The organism is Anaeromyxobacter sp. SG17 (genome assembly GCF_022690695.1).
GTDB lineage: Bacteria > Myxococcota > Myxococcia > Myxococcales > Anaeromyxobacteraceae > Anaeromyxobacter > Anaeromyxobacter soli.
Genome location: NZ_JALCYX010000003.1, coordinates 127,838 through 143,368 on the forward strand (window position 1 = coordinate 127,838; position 15,531 = coordinate 143,368).

Here is a 15,531-nt window from a genome sequence, read left to right on the forward strand (position 1 = left end):
TCAGAACGACGTGATCTCGATGATCTCGACGCTCGGAAACATGGGAACTTCCTTGGCGATCTCGACCGCTCGCGCGAGCGACTCGACCTCGATGAACGACCAGCCTGCGACGATCTCCTTGCCTTCGACGTAGGGTCCGTCGGTCACGGCGCCGGCCTTGCACACTGCCGATGCGCCGCCCGGCTTGGGGCCCGAGCGCGCAGGGGGCTGTTCGAGGATCTCCTTCGTGTGCTTGGTCATCCAGGCCTTCCACTTCATGTAGCCAGCCTGCATGTCGGCGGGAGAAGGCTGATCGCCCGGATCGGGTGACTTTCGATAGAGAAACAGGAACTTCATCGTCGGACCTCCTGAATGACCTGCTCCATCGCAGGTCTGATCGGGTGACGTTGGGACGTCCTCGAATGGACACGCTGATTTCGCGCACCAGAGGCGCCGGATGGGTGCATGCCCGGCGTCCAGCTCCACGAGTGGCCCGGCCCCACGGGGTTGACTCGCCCCGAAGGCAGGCGCGCGTAGCGAGTCACCTCGACATCGCCCGGAGCTTCGCTGGCATGGGGCTACAGCCGCAGTTCTTCGCGTGCGCTCGGTGCCATTCGAGCCGCTGCTCGATCGTCGGGCGCTTCGGCATCGGATGACGTGCGTGCCAGGCGGCGTTCACGCGTGGCCGATTCGCGGCGACGGTCTCCGGGGACTTCGCTGACCTGGGTCGCGGCGGCGCGTTCGCCGTGCGGGACGCGGCGGGGGAACGCGCGCGGAACCAGTCGGCGATCTCTGCCATCTCGGGCTCGAAGTCGCCGGGCACCGAGAAGTTGAGCGCCCCCGCCGGCTTCGCGGTGCGGTTCTCGAAGTCGTGCGTCGTGCCTCCGGGCGCGATCACGAGCGAACCCTTCGGCGCGTCGATCCACGCGCCGCCCACGAAGAAGCTCATCGTCCCCTCGATCACGAAGAAGACGTCGTCCTCCTCATGCTCGTGCGCGCCCGGACCGCGCGTGTATGGCTCGAGCCACCACTCCGAGATCGAGTACCGCCTGCGCGTCTCTTCGCCGTCCGCCTTGAAGACGGCGTGCACCGGGCCCATCGCGTACGCGCGGCCTGCGCCCGGAGGGAGACGGATGGGAGCGCGCTTCTTCTCGCGTGGCATGACCCAGTGGTGTTAGCGCGGTGCCACGTTGCGCGCTACGAGGCCGCTGCGTGCCCCACGCTGATGCTTCGCGGTCCTCGGCGACACGGAGCGCGGCTTCAACGTGGAGTGGCGTCGCTTCCCGACGGTCGTCGCACCGAGGGGCGCTGGACGATTCCTGGTGCAGCGGGCGGCGGCTACGACTAGCACCTCACACGAATCGACTGCCCTCGTCATCTGGCCCACATGGCCCCAACCCAATAGCGACCGTTGCGAGACGGAGGAGGAGCACATGGCCAAGAACACGATCGTTCTGTGGTACGACAAGGACGCCGAAGCCGCGGCCCGCTTCTACGCCCAGACCTTCCCAGACAGCGCGATGGGTCGCGTCTTTCGCGCTCCCAGCGACTACCCCAGCGGCAAGAAGGGCGACGTGCTGACGGTCGAGTTCACCGTAGCCGGGGTGCATTGCATGGGCTTGAATGGTGGGCCCGAGTTCAAGCACAGCGAAGCGTTCTCTTTCCAGATCGCGACCGACGACCAAGCAGAGACCGATCGCTACTGGAACGCGATCGTCGGCAATGGTGGCCAGGAGAGCGCGTGCGGGTGGTGCAAGGACAGGTGGGGCGTGTCCTGGCAGATCACGCCGCGGGTCTTGACCGAAGCGCTCGCGGCAGGGGGTGAGGAAGCGAGGCGCGCTTTCCAAGCGATGATGCCCATGAAGAAGATCGACGTCGCCACGATCGAGGCTGCGAGGCGTGGCTGACGCTTCGACTCTCCTGTTCACGCGTCGGACCTGCTGAATGGGGAGCCGCGCTGGGCCTGCTGAGCCCAGGAGACCGCGTACGTCCCACTCCGCGAGGATGGGCACGCGCCGGTCAACTCATTTTGACGCGCGGTCCTCGGCCCCGAGTTGCCGGGCCTCTGGACCGCGCCGAGCAGCTCGCAGCTTCACCTTCCGCGCTCGTGTTCCCTCACCCGGTGATACCGCTCCAGCGAGAGCTCGGGATGGAGCGTCTCGACGTAGATGCGCTCCACGCTTCGCCCCATGCTCTTTCGCTTGACCCTCAGTGGACCGAGGGAGGCAGTGGAGACCGCGTGCGTGCCCCCGCAGGGAATGGTCACGCCGTCGCACCGCCAGTACCACGCCTCCGGTTCATCAGGGTGCGGGAAGACCTCGACCGGAAGGCTCTTCTCCACCGCGCGCGAGGTGAAGTCCGAGATGGCCTGCATCTCCTCAGGCGAGAAACGCTGGCGCGCGGCAAAGTCGAGCCGTGCAGATTCCTCCGCGATGTGGCAGCCGCAGATCACATCGGAGATGCCCGGGCGGAGCCGTTCGATCCCCATCAGCACGAGGTGCCTGTTCTACGAGGACCCGTTCCTCACGGAGTGCGCGGCCGTTGTCACCCACGTCTCGGCGTCACGCGTTGCTCCTCTCGGACGGTGAGGCAACGTCCCCGACCGCAGCAGCCAGGCTCAGTGCGCCCACTTCGCGATGAAGATACCAAGGAGCGTCAGCCCCATCCCCAAGCCCTCTGTCCACGAGAGCCTCTCGCCGAAGACCATCGCGCCTATCGCCCGCCGGGAACAGGTTCAGGAACGCGTCCGCCCGACCGGAACAGGCGATCTCGCTTGCCCGAAGCGGTATACTGAACGTATGGGTCTCAGCACGCGCCGCGTACCCCTGTACGAGCGACTCGCACGTCGGTACGCGCTGGCGATCGAGGCGGGCGCGCTGCGCGCCGGCGACAGGCTTCCGTCCATCCGCGCGTTGCGCGCCCAGGATGGCGTCTCCACCGCCACGGTGATTCAGGCGCTCGCGCGGCTGGAGTCGCTCGGGCTCGTCGAGGCTCGCCCGAGGCTCGGCACCTTCGTGCGCCCACACCGGGCGTTGCCGGCGCCCCAGCCCACTCGCCCGGACCAGGGCGCCTGCGCCGTGACCCACCCCGCGCTCATCGCGCGGGTGCTCACCGTCATCGGCGACGAGCGGCTCGTGCCTCTCGGGATCTCCAGCCCCTCGCCCTCGCTTCTCCCGGCGGAGCAGCTCGCGCGTGCGGCTTCGGCGGTGTTCCGCGGCACGGCCGGCGCGGCGCTGCGCTACGAGCCGGCCGCGGGGTGTCCGCAGCTCCGCCGCACCGTCGCCCGGCGTGCGCTCACCTGGGGATTCGCGGCGCGGCCAGAAGAGGTCATCATCACCGCCGGAGCGTCGGAGGCGATCCACCTGGCGCTGTCGGCCGTCGCCCGACCCGGCGACGCCGTAGCCATCGAGTCGCCGGCGCACTACACGACCTTCCAGGCCCTCGAGGCGCTGGACCTCAAGGCGATCGAGGTGCCGTGCCGTCCGGACACGGGGCTGGACCTCGATGCGCTCGGGCGCATCCTGCGGCGCCGCCGCGTCGCCGCCGTGCTGGCGGTCCCGAGCTACAGCAACCCGCTCGGCAGCTGCATGCCGGAGTCGGCCAAGCGACGGCTCGTGGCAATGCTGGCGGAGCGCGGCGTGCCGCTCGTCGAGGACGACGTCTACGGCGACGTCGGGTTCGCCAGACGGCCGCCCGCAGCGAAGGCCTTCGACCGCCAGGGGGAGGTGCTGCTCTGCGGCTCGTTCTCGAAGACCGTGGCGCCCGGATGGCGGGTCGGCTACGTGCTCGCGGGGCGCTATCACGAGGACGTGCTGCTGCGGAAGTTTGCCCTCAACGTCACCACCAGTTCCGGACCGCAGCGCGCCATCGCGCGCTTCCTCGACTCCGGCGCGTACGATCGCCACCTCCGGCGGCTGCGGACGGCGCTCTCCGAGTCGGCGACCCGGATGCGTCACGCCGTCGCGAGATCGTTTCCGGTCGGCACCCGCGTCTCCAAGCCCACCGGAGGCTACGGGCTGTGGGTGGAGTTGCCAAAGTCGGTCGACGCGCTCGCGCTGTACTCCGCGGCGGTCGAGGAAGGGGTCAGCCTCGTGCCGGGGCACCTCTTCGGCCTGCGCGACGCGTTCCGCAATTTCGTCCGGTTGAGCTACGGCCACCGGTGGTCCGACGAACTTCAGGTGGCCGTGCAGAAGATCGGGCGGATCGCCTGTCGGATGGCGCAGGCTGACGCTGACACCCCGCCCACGGCGACCGGCGGAACGGGGAGGTGACTGGCCCAGCCCCACGCTGCGCCCGTCGTGGACTCCAGCAGGTCGCGGTGGATCTGAGGAGTGGACGATGCGCGCACGCGGGCTCAACCCCCGCGCGTCCGTACGCATGCTCGCGGCCCGGAAGGCGCGCGCCTCGTCGGGCTGCCGCGCGCGGTCGCCAGCGAGACCGTCGAGAAGCCGAAGCGCTCCCGGATGCTGTCGACGACCGCGCCGACGCGATCGTTGCGATCGAAGAGCGGGAGCTGCTCGAACGTGCCGAGGTTCGAGAGCTGGAGGCCGAGCAGGCGGATCGCCAGCGACCGCGTACGCGCCGCCGCGAACATCTCCTTGACGATGGGATAGAGCTCGAGCTCCGAGTTGGTTGCCATCGTGGTGTGCGAACGCGTGAGCGTGTGGAAGTCGGCGTAACGCAGCTTGAGGGTCACCGTTCGCGCCTTGACGTGGCGCTTGCGCGCGCGCCAGCAGACCCGCTCGCACAGCCCGCACAGGACCGCCTCGATCGACGCCGGGTCGCTCACGTCCTCGCGGAAGGTCCGCTCGTTGGAGATGCTGCCGACGGTCTCGCCCTCGGGATCGTGCTCGGAGAACGCCGGGCGCTCGCGGCCGAGGTCGCCCGAGCCCAGGCCCTGCACGCCGCGCGAGATCGACGCCGCCCAAGCGCCGAAGATCTTCTGCAGATCCGCCACCGGCGCCTCGGCGACCGCGCCCAGCGTCTGGTAGCCGGCGGCGTGCAGCTTGGCCTCGGCGACGGGACCGATACCGGGGAACGATCGCACCGGCAGCGGCGCGAGCACGGCGCGCTCGACGCCCGCAGGCACCAGCATCACACCGCGTGGCTTGGCCAGCGCCGACGCCACCTTGGCCACGACCTTGCTCGTCGCGACCCCGGCGCTGGACGGCAGGCCGATCTCGTCGAAGACGGCCGTCGTCAACTGCAGCACCGCGCCCTCGATGACGGCGTCGCCAGCGCGGTCTTCGCCGCCGTTCCCGCAGGCGGGGTCGCCGGAGGCATAGAGACGCTCGCAGCCGGAGAAGTCGAGATACATCTCGTCGATGCTGGCGACCCGCACCGTGGGCGCGAAGCGACGCGCGAGCTCGCGCACGCGCTCGGCGTAGGTGCCGTAGATCTCGTGGCGTGTGGGCAGGTAGATCGCGTTCGGCGCGCGCTTGCCGGCCTCGACGAGCGACATGCCCGACTTCACGCCGAGGCGGCGCACCTCGTAACTGGCGGCGGTGACCACGCCGCGGCTTCCCGGCTTTCCCCCGACGACCACCGGTTTGCCTTCAAGCGTCGGATCGAGCAGCCGCTCGACGGACACGAAGAACGTATCGAGATCCAGGCAGCAGATGCGCGGCGCCGTGAGCGGCTGCGCGCGCGCGAGCTCCGATGCCATCCCCATGTGCCGGACGTTACCTGATCATCCGTTCAGGTACAAGTACAAGTCACCGCCTGGTCTTCGAGGGGGTGCTCCTGGTCGGCTTCAGGGCCTGCTTGCGCGGTGCCTTGCGCGACACCGGCCGCCGCGTCGACGCGGCCAGCGCCTCGCTCCGTTCCGCGTCGGTCAACATCGTTTGCAGCCTCGCCGTCGCGTCGCGCAGCGAGCACCGCCGATCGTCCAAGTCGGACCAGAGCTCGCCCACTTCACCGATGCGCGCCGCCATCGTGCGCAGCGTGAACGTGCGCGGGCCGGCGGTGCCTTCCTCGAGCTCGGCCCACGTGCACGGCGCCGAGATCGGCGCGCCCGGCCTGGCACGAACCGCGTAGACCGCGGCGAACGTCGCGCCCGGCAGGTTGCGCCCGGTGTCGACGAAGATGCGGTCGCCACGGTCGGCCTTGATGAACTCCTGGGTCAGGATGTGCGGGTGGCGCTTGACCAGCACCGCGCCAGCGTCGTGCGCAAACCGCCAGACGCTCTCCGCGTCGGCCTCGCCGTCGAGCGGGATCAGGATATGGAATCCCTTCGAGCCCGAGGTCTTCACGTACGACGGCAGCCCGAGCTCGTCGAGTAGCTCGCGCACCGCCAGCGCGGCCGTGCGCAGCGACTGCGGATCCTCCGCGGAGGGATCGAGATCGAACACGCACAGGTCCGGCTGATGGAGCTTCGGTACTCGCGAGATCCAGACGTGGGGCGTGACCGAGTTCTGGTTGGCGAGCCAGACCAGCGATCGCGCGTCGCCGACCAGCGGGTAGTGCACGGACTCGCCCGCCTTGCCGTCGCGCTTCTCGACCTCGACGCGCTCGAGCCAGCTCGGGAACCCCTTCGACACATCCTTCTGGATGAAGCCCTTCTTCTCGATGCCGGCGGGGAATCGCTCCATCGTGATGGGACGCCCGCGAATGTGCGGGATCATCAACGGCGCCACCGCGTCGTAGTACGCGCACAGCTCACCCTTGGTGATGGCGGAGTCGGGAAAGAGCACCTTCTCGGGGTGAGTGATCACGCTCGCTAAACTTGCCGTTGGCGCCCATTTGGGCGGGCCGTCGTAGCGATTAAGCGCCCATCCGCCCGTACTCCGGTTTCCCGCCGCGCTCGAACCGGTGGTACGTCGCGCCCTTGCTGCTCGTGACCGACTCCACCTGCTTGAGCGCCACCGGCACCGTGCCGCTACCGAAGAGCCGCTTGCCGGAGCCGAGCACCACCGGGAAGATGAACAGCCGGTACTCGTCGATCAGGTCGTTCTTCAGCAGCGTCTGGAGCAGCTCGGTGCTGCCCCAGGTGTGCACGGTCCGGCCGGGCTGCTGCCGGAGCTTCCGGAGCTCGGCGACCACGTCGCCCTTGATCAGGCTGGAATTGTTCCAGGTGACGCGATCGAGGCTGCGCGAGACCACGTACTTCGGCCGCGAGTTGAGCGCGGTCGCGATGGGGTCGTTGGGGTCGGTGACCTTGGGCCAGTAGTTGGCGAAGATGTCGTAGGTCTTTCGCCCGAGCAGGAAACCGTCGGCGTCCGTGATCCCCTCGGTGACCAGCCGTCCCATGACGTCCTCGACGTAGGGGGCCTGCCAGCCTCCGTGCGCGAACCCACCGTCGCGGTCCTCGTCGGGGCCGCCGGGAGCCTGCATGACGCCGTCCAGGGTCAGAAATGCATTCACGACGATCTTGGGCATACTCAAGTCCTCCACCAGGGCTATGACTCACGCCGGCCCGAGTCGACAGATTCGGCACAGAAGAGATGGTCTGCCGCCGAGCCGTTGGAAGCGGAACACACGCATTCGACCCGGCGGCCGGGAAACTCCATCGGTCGCGACCCAAGCGAGACGGCGCCGAGATCGACGCCAGCGTCGAGGACACCCGTGCGCGTGCCCCAGCGGCGAGACGCGGAGGCGAGGTGTTCGCGCTCGACGGGCTGACCGGTAACCTCAGCTCGTACCGCTCGGCGACGGGCGAACCCTGCGAGCAGGCGTTCATACGTGCCGTCGGCGCGGCCGACAGCGAGCTGACGGTTTGGCGACGGGCGCTGGTGCGCAGCGTGATCTTGGCAACCTCGTCCGCGCGTGGTCCTGTGCTGGAGCTCTCATGCGTCACCCTTCGCTCGCCCTCGCGACGGCGGCGCTCCTGATCGTCGTCGCCCTGCCGCTCGCGATCAGTCTCGCAGTGTTCGCGCGGATCGAGCGCCGCGCCCAGGACCGCGCGGATCGCCGGGCTCGGGGTGAGGTCGAGTTGCGCGTCTCGAACCCGGGCGCGGCCCGCCTCGCTCTGTACCGCGCGGGGCAGAACCAGGGAGAAGCGGTTCCCGTCGCTGTCGAGTCGTTCACCTCCGCCTGGCTTCCGCCGGCGCGGTACTTCCTCGAGGCGAACGGTCCGCAGGGACGCCTGCTCTATCCCGTCACGTTCGATCCCGAGCGACCGGGCCCCAACGGCGACGGTTCGCTCGACCTCGTGGTGAGACCGATGCCGCCCTATCCGACGCCGCCGACCGACGACGGTCCGGGCTTCGTCTACGTGCCGAGCGGACCATTCGAGATCGGGGATCGGAGCACTCCGCGCCTGGCGCACCACCCGTGGGTGGCGGGCTTCTTCATCGCGACGTTCGAGACGACGAACGGCGAGTTCCGGCGCTTCCTCGCGGACCCTGGCGGTTACGACGATCGGGCCAACTGGACCGACGCCGGGTGGGCCTGGCGCGCGCGGGCCGCTTCGCAGACGACGGCCCGGCTCACACCGAGCGACCCCCGGTTCCCGCGCTTCGGTCGCGACCCGCTCCCCGTCGTGCTCGTCACCTGGTACGAGGCGGACGCCTACTGCCGCTGGCTGACCCGGCGCTTCGGAGGTGGCCGGTTCTGGTACCGGCTGCCGACGGAGGGGGAATGGGAGAAGGCAGCGCGCGGTCCGGACGGCTTCGACTACGGCCTCGGCATGGCGCTGAGCGAACCGCAGGCGGCGCTCTACAACTGGAGGAAGAACCCGGATGCCGATCCTACCGTCGTCGGCGCGGGTGAGAGCCTCGAGCGGTACCGCGCCAATCGCTACGGCCTCTACCACATGTCCGGCAACGCGGCGGAGTGGACGGCGTCGCTCTATCGTCACTACAACGTCGAGCAACCCTACCGCGAGGACGATCGCAACGACCGGGCGCTGCCCGGCATGCGCGTGACGCGTGGCGGCTCCTGGTACAGCGCGGCCAACGTGCGGCTCAACCTCGCGTACCGGGAGGAGTTCCAGCCGGACATGAGCAGCGACGATCTCGGATTCCGCGTGGCCGCCGTGCCGCTGGTTGGACCGCTACGCTGAGGGCGTGTCTACAAACTCACCGAGTACGCGGCTTCCCTGAACACCAGGACGTTCGAGTGAATGGTCGGCATACCGTCGGGCAGATCAATATAGAACCCGGCCGGCCCTGACCCGTCCCCGATATAGGAAGTCGGGTGCACATAGGGTCCCAGGTTGTCCAAGATGCCATACGAACCGGCCGATTCAACGAAGACGACCGGGTAGTCGGGCGCTGTAATCTCAAGGGTGAATCCCGCCACGTCGGCGTTGATCAGGTCGACGGTGCCGACACCCAACAACGTAGGCGGAGTCACGGAAAAGTTGAGGTTGAGGTAACTCCGCCAAGAACCTGGGTCGAACGTAATGAGGCCGACGTCTCGCGGGGGCAAGGTGACCGTGACTTGCGTTGAGAAGTTCTCCGCCATTGTCGTCCCGCTGCTGGGCACGAAATTCGCCAGCCGAACCTGTGCACCGATGCCGTTGAGCGTGAAAGACAAGGAGTAGAGGCCGGAGGCGTCTCGGCTCAAGACGCCGGTGAAGGGAACGGCAAAGCCGGAGGCGGATCCGAAAATGCCCATGGCGAGCAGGGCGGCTTTGGGGTCGATCATGCCAACGCCCGCCCTGGGACACATGCCAATGAGGCTCTCGCCATCGAGGCCGACGGAAAGCCGACATGACAGGCCTCCGCAGTCTGCATCCGAGCAGCATTGTCCTGCGGAGACGTCATAGACGAAGTCTCCGTGGTTCCCGACGTGGCTCTTGACGGCGGCCTCGGGAAGCGTGAGGGGAACCCATCGCCCGCCGGCGCGGTGGCACACGGAGACCTTCGCCGCCGAGCTCGCGCGCACGGAATCCCGGTCCCATGCCGTCGAGCCGGTGCCAGGCTCGACGGCGTCCGGGGTCAACGCTGATGTCGCATGCGACCCGCTCACGGGATCGGCATCGCCCGGCGCCCCGCAAGCCAGCAACAAGCAACTGGCAATAGCCATCGCTGTTCGCTGCATAGAGTCTCCTCTCGTCGAGCAAGCCGATCATGCTCCGGGCTGCATGACCATCAGAACGGCTCCTGGGTAGGCCACTGCGGTGTACGTCTCACCGGTGTGACCGCCTGCCGCGTTCCTCTGGACCGGCCGCGCGCTGCCGCTCAGCGCTCGACGCGCTCCCCGGGTCCGTGGGCGAAGAGGAGCCGGGTCCGCGCCGCTCCGCCCGCCGCCCGCACGCCGAGCGCAGGGGCCGGCACTCGCCGCAGTGCCTCGGCGTGATGTGGGTGGTGAAGCAGGCCGACGACCGGACCCAGGCCTACTGCTCCGCATGCCGCGACGTCGAGGCGGTCATCTCAGGCCGACAGGATCGCTCTTCGGCGACCGGCGTCGCAGAGGCGTCGGATCGGGGCGGGCGCCCGGGCTGACCCCGAGGCCTTCGGTGCGAGCAGCCTCAACCGATGGAGACGGTCCCCGGCACGACCCCGGCGTTCACGTCGCCCGCGCGGAAGCGGAACTTCACGCGCGCGACGCCGCCGTTCACCTCGATCAGCTCCTCGTACTGGTACTCGCCGGGCGGGAGCGGCATCGTGATTCCGTCGCGGCGGATGGTCGTGAACTCGCGCGCGATCTGCTGGAACAGGGTCGCCACCTGGCTGCTGTCGGGGTTTGACACGAACCGGCCGTGCCCCGCCGTGGCGATCGCCGACAGCTCGGAGGCCTTGATGGTGTTCCCGAGACCGATGACGTGGACCTCGAGCTGCGGGAACGCGCTGAGCTTCTCGAGCAGGCCGTCGAGCGTCATGGGCGCCGTCCCCGCGCAGGAGAAGGAGCCGCCCGCCGCGGGGTAGCTGATCGCGGGCGCGGTGGAGTTGTCGTACCAGCTGTAATTGTCCCAGCCGTCGGTGAAGACCACCATCGCGAAGTGATCGGACGACCCCGGCGCCACGAGCGCGTCATACTGCTGCTTCATCCGATCGACCATCCGCGCCGTCGCCGCGAAGAGCTTCGTCGCGTCCCCCGGAACCGGCGCGGGGATGTCGAGGACCGCCGCGTCCGGCATCGCGGGCGACGGCTCGCAGACGTAACCGTCCTGGAACCAGTCGAGCAGCGACGAGAACGTCCCGGTGTTCCAGGTCGTGAACTGCTGGCGGATCGACGCCTGCGTGTCGAGCGCCGCCTGCTTCATGGGCTCGAACGCCGGCGGCTGCCATTGCGTCATCGAATAGCTGGCGTCGAGCACCATCCCGACGCGCAGGTTCGCCATCATCTTCGTGTCGCGGAAGTCGGGGACCGACTCGAGGTCGACCTCCTGGCCGTCGACGAGCCGCCGAATCTGCGCCGTCGTAGGGTCGATGGAGTTCCCCGAGGAGTCGCGCAGGACGAAGTCGAGGACGACGGTCGTCTTCCCGGTGGTGGGCTCGAAGATCGCGACCGGCGCGCCCCGCACCTCCACGCTCGGCCGCCGCGGCGGTGGCCCCATGGAAGCGCCCCCGCCGCACCCGGCGACGGAAATGGCGAGCGCGAGGGCCGTCCAGAACGAGGAACGATGCGGTTGGAGCGTCATTCTCCTGCCGTACCATGATCATGGGACCACGCAAGAAAAATCTCAGGGGTTCTTCGCGTTGTGGGAGTCCCGGACCGACAGTACCGCCGCGCGAACCGCCGACCATTTCCGCGGCCGTTCTTGGCTCCAGCCGCGCGCTCCATGGTGTTCCTGCACCCGCACGGGGAAGGGGCCTTGGCCCATGCCATATGCGTGTTCATGCATATGCACGGACATGCACCTCGACGCGTTTCAGGCCCTCGCGGATCCCACCCGGCGACGCATCGTCGAGGCGCTGAGCGTCGGGGAGCAGCAGGTCAACGACGTGGTCGGGAAGCTGGACATCCATCAATCCGGCGTGTCGCGGCACCTCCGGATCCTCCTGGAGGCGCGGTTCGTCCAGGTCCGTGCGGATGGGCCTCGCCGGCTCTACTCGCTACGTCCGGAGCCGTTTCAGGAGCTGGATGCCTGGCTGGAGGGCTACCGGAGCCTCTGGGACAGGCGGCTGGACCGCTTCGGCGAGGCGCTGCGGAAACGGCGCGCGGCTCGCGCCACCCACTCCAAGGAGAAGGCGAGATGAAGAACGAGAGCGCAGCACCGAACCCTCAGCCGGTCCGGTTCGAACGCACCTACGACGGCCCGGTAGACGACCTCTGGGACCTCTGGACCACGAAGGACGGCTTCGAGTCGTGGTGGGGTCCCGAGGGGTTCCGGGTCGAGGTGTCGAGGATCGAGCCACGCGTCGGCGGCAGGCTCGACTACGACATGATCGCGACCCGCGCCGAGGAGATCGCGTACATGCAGAAGGAAGGCTGGGCGGTCCGCCACGGGACGCACGGCACCTTCGTCGAGCTCGAGCCGAAGCGCCGGCTCAAGCTCCGCCATCGGATCGACTTCATCCCCGGCGTCGAGCCGTACGACAACGACATGGTGGTGGAGCTCGTTCCGGAAGGCGCACGCGTTCGCATGGTGGTCGAGATCGAGCCGCACCGGGACGAGCAGTGGACTCGCATGTCCGCTCAGGGCTTCGAGAGCCAGCTCACGAAGGTCCCCGCGGCGCTGGCGGCGCGCCGGAGCTCGTCGCTCAGCTGACGGCGCCTGGCCTTCCTACTCACTTCTTAAGAGGCGCCTCCACCCCCGAGAAGACCAGCACCTGATCCGGGAGCCGTGCGCCGCGGATCTGGACCGCCGACACCGCTCCATTCAGCTCGGCGAGCTCGCTCGACGTGAGCCGCACGTCAGCGGCGCCGATGTTCTCGAGCATGTGCGGCATCTGCGTCGTCCCGGGGATCGGCACGATCCAGGGCTTCTGCGCCATCACCCAGGCGAGCGCGATCTGTGCGGGCGTGGCACGCTTCCGCTCAGCCCAGCGCTCGAGCAGCTCGACCAGCGCCAGATTCTGCAGGAGGTTCTCTGGAGAAAAGCGCGACTCGACGCCGCGAATATCACCCTGAGCGAAACGCGTGTTCGCGTCGATCGCTCCCGTGAGGAACCCGACGCCGAGGGGGCTCCACGGCACGAAGCCGATTCCAAGCTCCTTCGCACGTGGGAATGACTTCCTTCTCGGGTCCGCGCCAGAGCATCGAGTACTCGTTCTGGACGGCGGTGACCGGCAGCGTCGCGTGCGCTCGGCGTAGCGTCTCGAGCCCCATCTCCGAGAGGCCCCAGTGCAGGACCTTGCCCTGCTGCCTCAGGTCCTTCACCGCCCCGGCGACGTCCTCGATCGGCACCTCGGGATCGACCCGGTGCTGGTACAGGAGGTCGATCCGGTCGGTCCGGAGGCGCTTCAGCATCCCTTCGACAGCGAGCTTGATGTGCTCGGGCTTGCTGTTGAGCCCGGGCCGCCGCTCTCCCGTCTGGAGGTCGATGTTCCAGCCGAACTTGGAGGTGATCACGACCTTGTCTCGGAACGGCGCGACGCCCTCGCCGAGGATGCGCTCGACCTCGTGAGGGCCGTACGCCTCGGCCGCATCGAAGAACGTGACGCCCCGGTCGAACGCGGTCCGGATGATGTTCAGCATTTCGCGTCGGGTCGGGATCGTCGTCTGGTAGGTGCGGCTCATGTTCTGGACGCCGAGCCCGACGCTCGACACCTCCAGCGAGCCCAGCCTTCGCCGTCCCGTCGCGTTCGGCGCAGGGGCGCTGCTCCGCGCCGCTTGCTTCGCAGGGGCTTGTATGGCGGCACCACCGAGGAGAGGCGCCGCAGCGAGGGCGCCGGCCGAAAGCAGGAAGGAGCGGCGTCCGAGGCCGTTCTTGCGATTCGAGGCGGTCATCACAGCTCCTGCCGCGTCGGGCGGAAGAGGATCTCGTTGATGTCGACGTCCTCGGGCTGCTCGATCGCGAACGCGACGGCGCGGGCGAACGACGACGCCGGGATCGCGTACTCCTCGTAGAACTGCGCGATGCCCTTCGCGATGTCAGGCTCCGTGATGCTCTGCGGCAGCTCCGTCGCGACTGCGCCCGGCGAGATGATCGTCGAGCGGATGTTCCAGGGCTTCACCTCCTGTCGCAGCCCCTCCGAGATCACGCGCACCGCGGTCTTCGTCGCCGAGTAGACCACTCCCGCCGGACGGACCTTGTGGCCGGCGACGGACGAGACGTTGATGAAGTGGCCGCTCTTCTGCCGCTGCATGTGGGGCAGCGCGGCGGCGATACCGTAGAGCACGCCCTTGATGTTGACGTCGATGGTCCGGTCCCAGTCGGCGATCTTGCGGCGCTCGAGGGGCGAATGCGGCATGAGCCCGGCGTTGTTGAGCATGACGTCGATGCGGCCGAACCGCTCCACGGCAGCATCGACGAGGCGTTGCACTTGCGCGGAGTCGGTGACGTCGGTGGCGAGGGCGAGCGCCTTGCCGCCGACCTTGGTGATCTCCCCCACCAGCGCATTCAGGCGGTCCACGCGACGAGCGCCGAGCACGACGATCGCGCCCCGCTCGGCGAGATGACGGGCGGTCGCCTCGCCCATGCCGCTGCTGGCGCCGGTGATGACGACGACCTTGCCCGAGATGTTGGTGCCGTTCATGTGTCCGTTCATGTTCACGCTCCTGTCGCTGATGTCGCTGTGGGCTCACGCCTCGGGGATCGGCCTGCCGTAGCTCTCGAGGGTGATGCTGCCGGGCTCCGGTCCGCCGCGGACGCCGGTGTCGAGCGCGTCGATGGCGGCGAGCTGCTCCCGCGTGAGCTCGAAGTCGAAGACGGCGAAGTTCTCGGCGATGCGGGCGGGTTTCACCGACTTCGGAATCGCCGAACGGCCCTGCTGCAGATGCCACCGCAGCATCACCTGGGCGGCCGACTTGCCATGCTGGCGCGCGATCTCGAGCAGCGTCGGGTCCGCGAACGACGTCTTCTCGAGGCCTCGGTAGGCGGTGATGCCGCCGATCGGCGACCAGGCCTGCGTGGCGATGCCGTGCTCCGCGTGTACACGCTGGAGCGCCGTCTGCTGAAAGTACGGATGCACCTCGATCTGGTTCACGGTCGGTACAACGGACGCGGTGCTCAACAGCCGCTCGAGGTGCTCGGGCATGAAGTTGCTCACGCCGATCGCGCGCACCCTGCCGTCTGCCAGGAGCTTCTCGAGCGCCCGGTACGCTTCGAGGGTGCGGTCGAACACGGACGGCAGCGGCTGATGCAGGAGCAGCAGGTCGAGCCGGTCGACGCCGAGCTTGCGGGCGCTCTTGTCGAACGCGTGCAGCGTGGCGTCGTAGCCGTAGTCGCTGATCCAGACCTTCGTCTCAATGAACACCTGGTCGCGGGGAAGCCCGGAGCGACGGAGGCCCTCGCCGACCTCGCGCTCGTTGGCGTACGCGGCGGCGGTGTCGATGAGCCGGTACCCGGTCGCGAGGGCGGTCTCCACGGCTCGCGCGGTCTCGGCCGGCGGGCTCTGGAACACGCCGAGCCCGAGCGCCGGCATCTGGACGCCGTTGTTGAGGGTGATGGAGGGGCTCTTCGCGGTCATGGTCGAACTTCCTTCGGGTGGGATTCCGTCTCTGGCCGGTTCGGCACCCCTCCGCACCGGTCGGAAGGGAAACTAGCGGCCTCGCGAGCCG

Annotated in this window: 17 protein-coding genes; 5 read left to right on the plus strand and 12 right to left on the minus strand. The window is 68.6% G+C overall.

Annotated features, from left to right (window positions below):
- Both MNY60_RS02490 and MNY60_RS02495 read right to left on the minus strand, forming a co-directional pair.
- Complete coding sequence (locus tag MNY60_RS02490; RefSeq protein WP_242359979.1) at positions 1 to 336, minus strand: YciI family protein; 336 nt, start codon at positions 334 to 336, stop codon at positions 1 to 3.
- Positions 337 to 520: 184 nt separating this feature from the next.
- A complete protein-coding gene (locus tag MNY60_RS02495; RefSeq protein ID WP_242359980.1) occupies positions 521 to 1,141 on the minus strand; it encodes a cupin domain-containing protein in 621 nt (206 codons plus the stop codon).
- Between the two features lie 271 nt (positions 1,142 to 1,412).
- Here MNY60_RS02495 and MNY60_RS02500 point away from each other — a divergent pair, with 271 nt between their 5' ends.
- On the plus strand, positions 1,413 to 1,886 hold the full coding sequence (locus MNY60_RS02500) for a VOC family protein (protein WP_242359981.1): 474 nt from the start codon (positions 1,413 to 1,415) through the stop codon (positions 1,884 to 1,886).
- A gap of 185 nt (positions 1,887 to 2,071) precedes the next feature.
- Here the strand turns inward: MNY60_RS02500 and MNY60_RS02505 are convergent, their stop codons facing one another.
- Complete coding sequence (locus MNY60_RS02505) at positions 2,072 to 2,473, minus strand: hypothetical protein (protein WP_242359982.1); 402 nt, start codon at positions 2,471 to 2,473, stop codon at positions 2,072 to 2,074.
- Between the two features lie 142 nt (positions 2,474 to 2,615).
- Between MNY60_RS02505 and MNY60_RS02510 the strand changes: the two genes are divergently transcribed.
- Positions 2,616 to 4,250, plus strand: a complete 1,635-nt coding sequence (locus MNY60_RS02510) for a PLP-dependent aminotransferase family protein (RefSeq protein ID WP_242359983.1) — start codon at positions 2,616 to 2,618, stop codon at positions 4,248 to 4,250.
- Positions 4,251 to 4,333: 83 nt separating this feature from the next.
- On the opposite strand, the gene MNY60_RS02515 is transcribed toward MNY60_RS02510, so the two are convergent.
- The 3 genes from MNY60_RS02515 to MNY60_RS02525 are packed head-to-tail and all read right to left on the minus strand — an operon-like array spanning position 4,334 to position 7,356.
- Positions 4,334 to 5,644, minus strand: a complete 1,311-nt coding sequence (locus MNY60_RS02515) for a DNA polymerase IV (RefSeq protein WP_242359984.1) — start codon at positions 5,642 to 5,644, stop codon at positions 4,334 to 4,336.
- 49 nt (positions 5,645 to 5,693) lie between these two features.
- Complete coding sequence (ligD, locus tag MNY60_RS02520; RefSeq protein ID WP_242359985.1) at positions 5,694 to 6,692, minus strand: non-homologous end-joining DNA ligase; 999 nt, start codon at positions 6,690 to 6,692, stop codon at positions 5,694 to 5,696.
- Positions 6,693 to 6,741: 49 nt separating this feature from the next.
- Positions 6,742 to 7,356 (minus strand): dihydrofolate reductase family protein, encoded by a 615-nt coding sequence (locus MNY60_RS02525; protein WP_242333057.1) that lies wholly within the window; start codon positions 7,354 to 7,356, stop codon positions 6,742 to 6,744.
- A gap of 337 nt (positions 7,357 to 7,693) precedes the next feature.
- On the opposite strand from MNY60_RS02525, the gene MNY60_RS02530 reads away from it, so the two are divergent.
- Positions 7,694 to 8,980 carry an SUMF1/EgtB/PvdO family nonheme iron enzyme gene (locus MNY60_RS02530; RefSeq protein ID WP_242359986.1) on the plus strand — a complete coding sequence of 429 codons (1,287 nt, stop codon included), beginning with the start codon at positions 7,694 to 7,696 and terminating at the stop codon, positions 8,978 to 8,980.
- Positions 8,981 to 8,988: 8 nt separating this feature from the next.
- On the opposite strand, the gene MNY60_RS02535 is transcribed toward MNY60_RS02530, so the two are convergent.
- Both MNY60_RS02535 and MNY60_RS02540 read right to left on the minus strand, forming a co-directional pair.
- Positions 8,989 to 9,963, minus strand: coding sequence for a hypothetical protein (locus MNY60_RS02535; RefSeq protein WP_242359987.1), 975 nt, complete (start codon positions 9,961 to 9,963; stop codon positions 8,989 to 8,991).
- Positions 9,964 to 10,393: 430 nt separating this feature from the next.
- On the minus strand, positions 10,394 to 11,422 hold the full coding sequence (locus tag MNY60_RS02540) for a hypothetical protein (protein WP_242333063.1): 1,029 nt from the start codon (positions 11,420 to 11,422) through the stop codon (positions 10,394 to 10,396).
- A 298-nt stretch (positions 11,423 to 11,720) separates the two neighbouring features.
- Between MNY60_RS02540 and MNY60_RS02545 the strand changes: the two genes are divergently transcribed.
- Positions 11,721 to 12,065 (plus strand): helix-turn-helix transcriptional regulator, encoded by a 345-nt coding sequence (locus MNY60_RS02545; protein ID WP_242333065.1) that lies wholly within the window; start codon positions 11,721 to 11,723, stop codon positions 12,063 to 12,065.
- On the plus strand, positions 12,062 to 12,577 hold the full coding sequence (locus MNY60_RS02550) for an SRPBCC domain-containing protein (protein ID WP_242333067.1): 516 nt from the start codon (positions 12,062 to 12,064) through the stop codon (positions 12,575 to 12,577). The genes MNY60_RS02545 and MNY60_RS02550 overlap by 4 nt, the downstream gene beginning before the upstream one ends.
- A 19-nt stretch (positions 12,578 to 12,596) precedes the next feature.
- Here MNY60_RS02550 and MNY60_RS24140 read toward each other — a convergent pair whose 3' ends face one another.
- From MNY60_RS24140 to MNY60_RS02565, 4 genes are all read right to left on the minus strand, one after another.
- Positions 12,597 to 13,004 carry an aldo/keto reductase gene (locus tag MNY60_RS24140; protein ID WP_308197109.1) on the minus strand — a complete coding sequence of 136 codons (408 nt, stop codon included), beginning with the start codon at positions 13,002 to 13,004 and terminating at the stop codon, positions 12,597 to 12,599.
- A complete protein-coding gene (locus MNY60_RS24145) occupies positions 12,931 to 13,578 on the minus strand; it encodes an aldo/keto reductase (protein ID WP_308197110.1) in 648 nt (215 codons plus the stop codon). Before MNY60_RS24145 ends, MNY60_RS24140 begins: the two co-directional genes overlap by 74 nt.
- A 179-nt stretch (positions 13,579 to 13,757) precedes the next feature.
- Positions 13,758 to 14,519, minus strand: a complete 762-nt coding sequence (locus MNY60_RS02560; protein WP_242352338.1) for an SDR family oxidoreductase — start codon at positions 14,517 to 14,519, stop codon at positions 13,758 to 13,760.
- Positions 14,520 to 14,552: 33 nt separating this feature from the next.
- The gene (locus MNY60_RS02565) at positions 14,553 to 15,440 is read right to left on the minus strand and encodes an aldo/keto reductase (RefSeq protein WP_242352340.1); all 888 of its coding nucleotides are present in this window, start codon (positions 15,438 to 15,440) and stop codon (positions 14,553 to 14,555) included.
- Positions 15,441 to 15,531: the final 91 nt, after the last annotated feature.

Bases quoted from the DNA above. Each gene is read 5' to 3' on its own strand.
- MNY60_RS02490 (WP_242359979.1), bottom strand. From the start codon at position 336: ATGAAGTTCCTGTTTCTCTATCGAAAGTCACCCGATCCGGGCGATCAG.
- MNY60_RS02495 (WP_242359980.1), bottom strand. From the start codon at position 1,141: ATGCCACGCGAGAAGAAGCGCGCTCCCATCCGTCTCCCTCCGGGCGCA.
- MNY60_RS02500 (WP_242359981.1), top strand. From the start codon at position 1,413: ATGGCCAAGAACACGATCGTTCTGTGGTACGACAAGGACGCCGAAGCC.
- MNY60_RS02510 (WP_242359983.1), top strand. From the start codon at position 2,616: ATGAAGATACCAAGGAGCGTCAGCCCCATCCCCAAGCCCTCTGTCCAC.
- MNY60_RS02515 (WP_242359984.1), bottom strand. From the start codon at position 5,644: ATGGCATCGGAGCTCGCGCGCGCGCAGCCGCTCACGGCGCCGCGCATC.
- MNY60_RS02525 (WP_242333057.1), bottom strand. From the start codon at position 7,356: ATGCCCAAGATCGTCGTGAATGCATTTCTGACCCTGGACGGCGTCATG.
- MNY60_RS02535 (WP_242359987.1), bottom strand. From the start codon at position 9,963: ATGCAGCGAACAGCGATGGCTATTGCCAGTTGCTTGTTGCTGGCTTGC.
- MNY60_RS02540 (WP_242333063.1), bottom strand. From the start codon at position 11,422: ATGGGGCCACCGCCGCGGCGGCCGAGCGTGGAGGTGCGGGGCGCGCCG.
- MNY60_RS02545 (WP_242333065.1), top strand. From the start codon at position 11,721: ATGCACCTCGACGCGTTTCAGGCCCTCGCGGATCCCACCCGGCGACGC.
- MNY60_RS02550 (WP_242333067.1), top strand. From the start codon at position 12,062: ATGAAGAACGAGAGCGCAGCACCGAACCCTCAGCCGGTCCGGTTCGAA.
- MNY60_RS02560 (WP_242352338.1), bottom strand. From the start codon at position 14,519: ATGAACGGACACATGAACGGCACCAACATCTCGGGCAAGGTCGTCGTC.
- MNY60_RS02565 (WP_242352340.1), bottom strand. From the start codon at position 15,440: ATGACCGCGAAGAGCCCCTCCATCACCCTCAACAACGGCGTCCAGATG.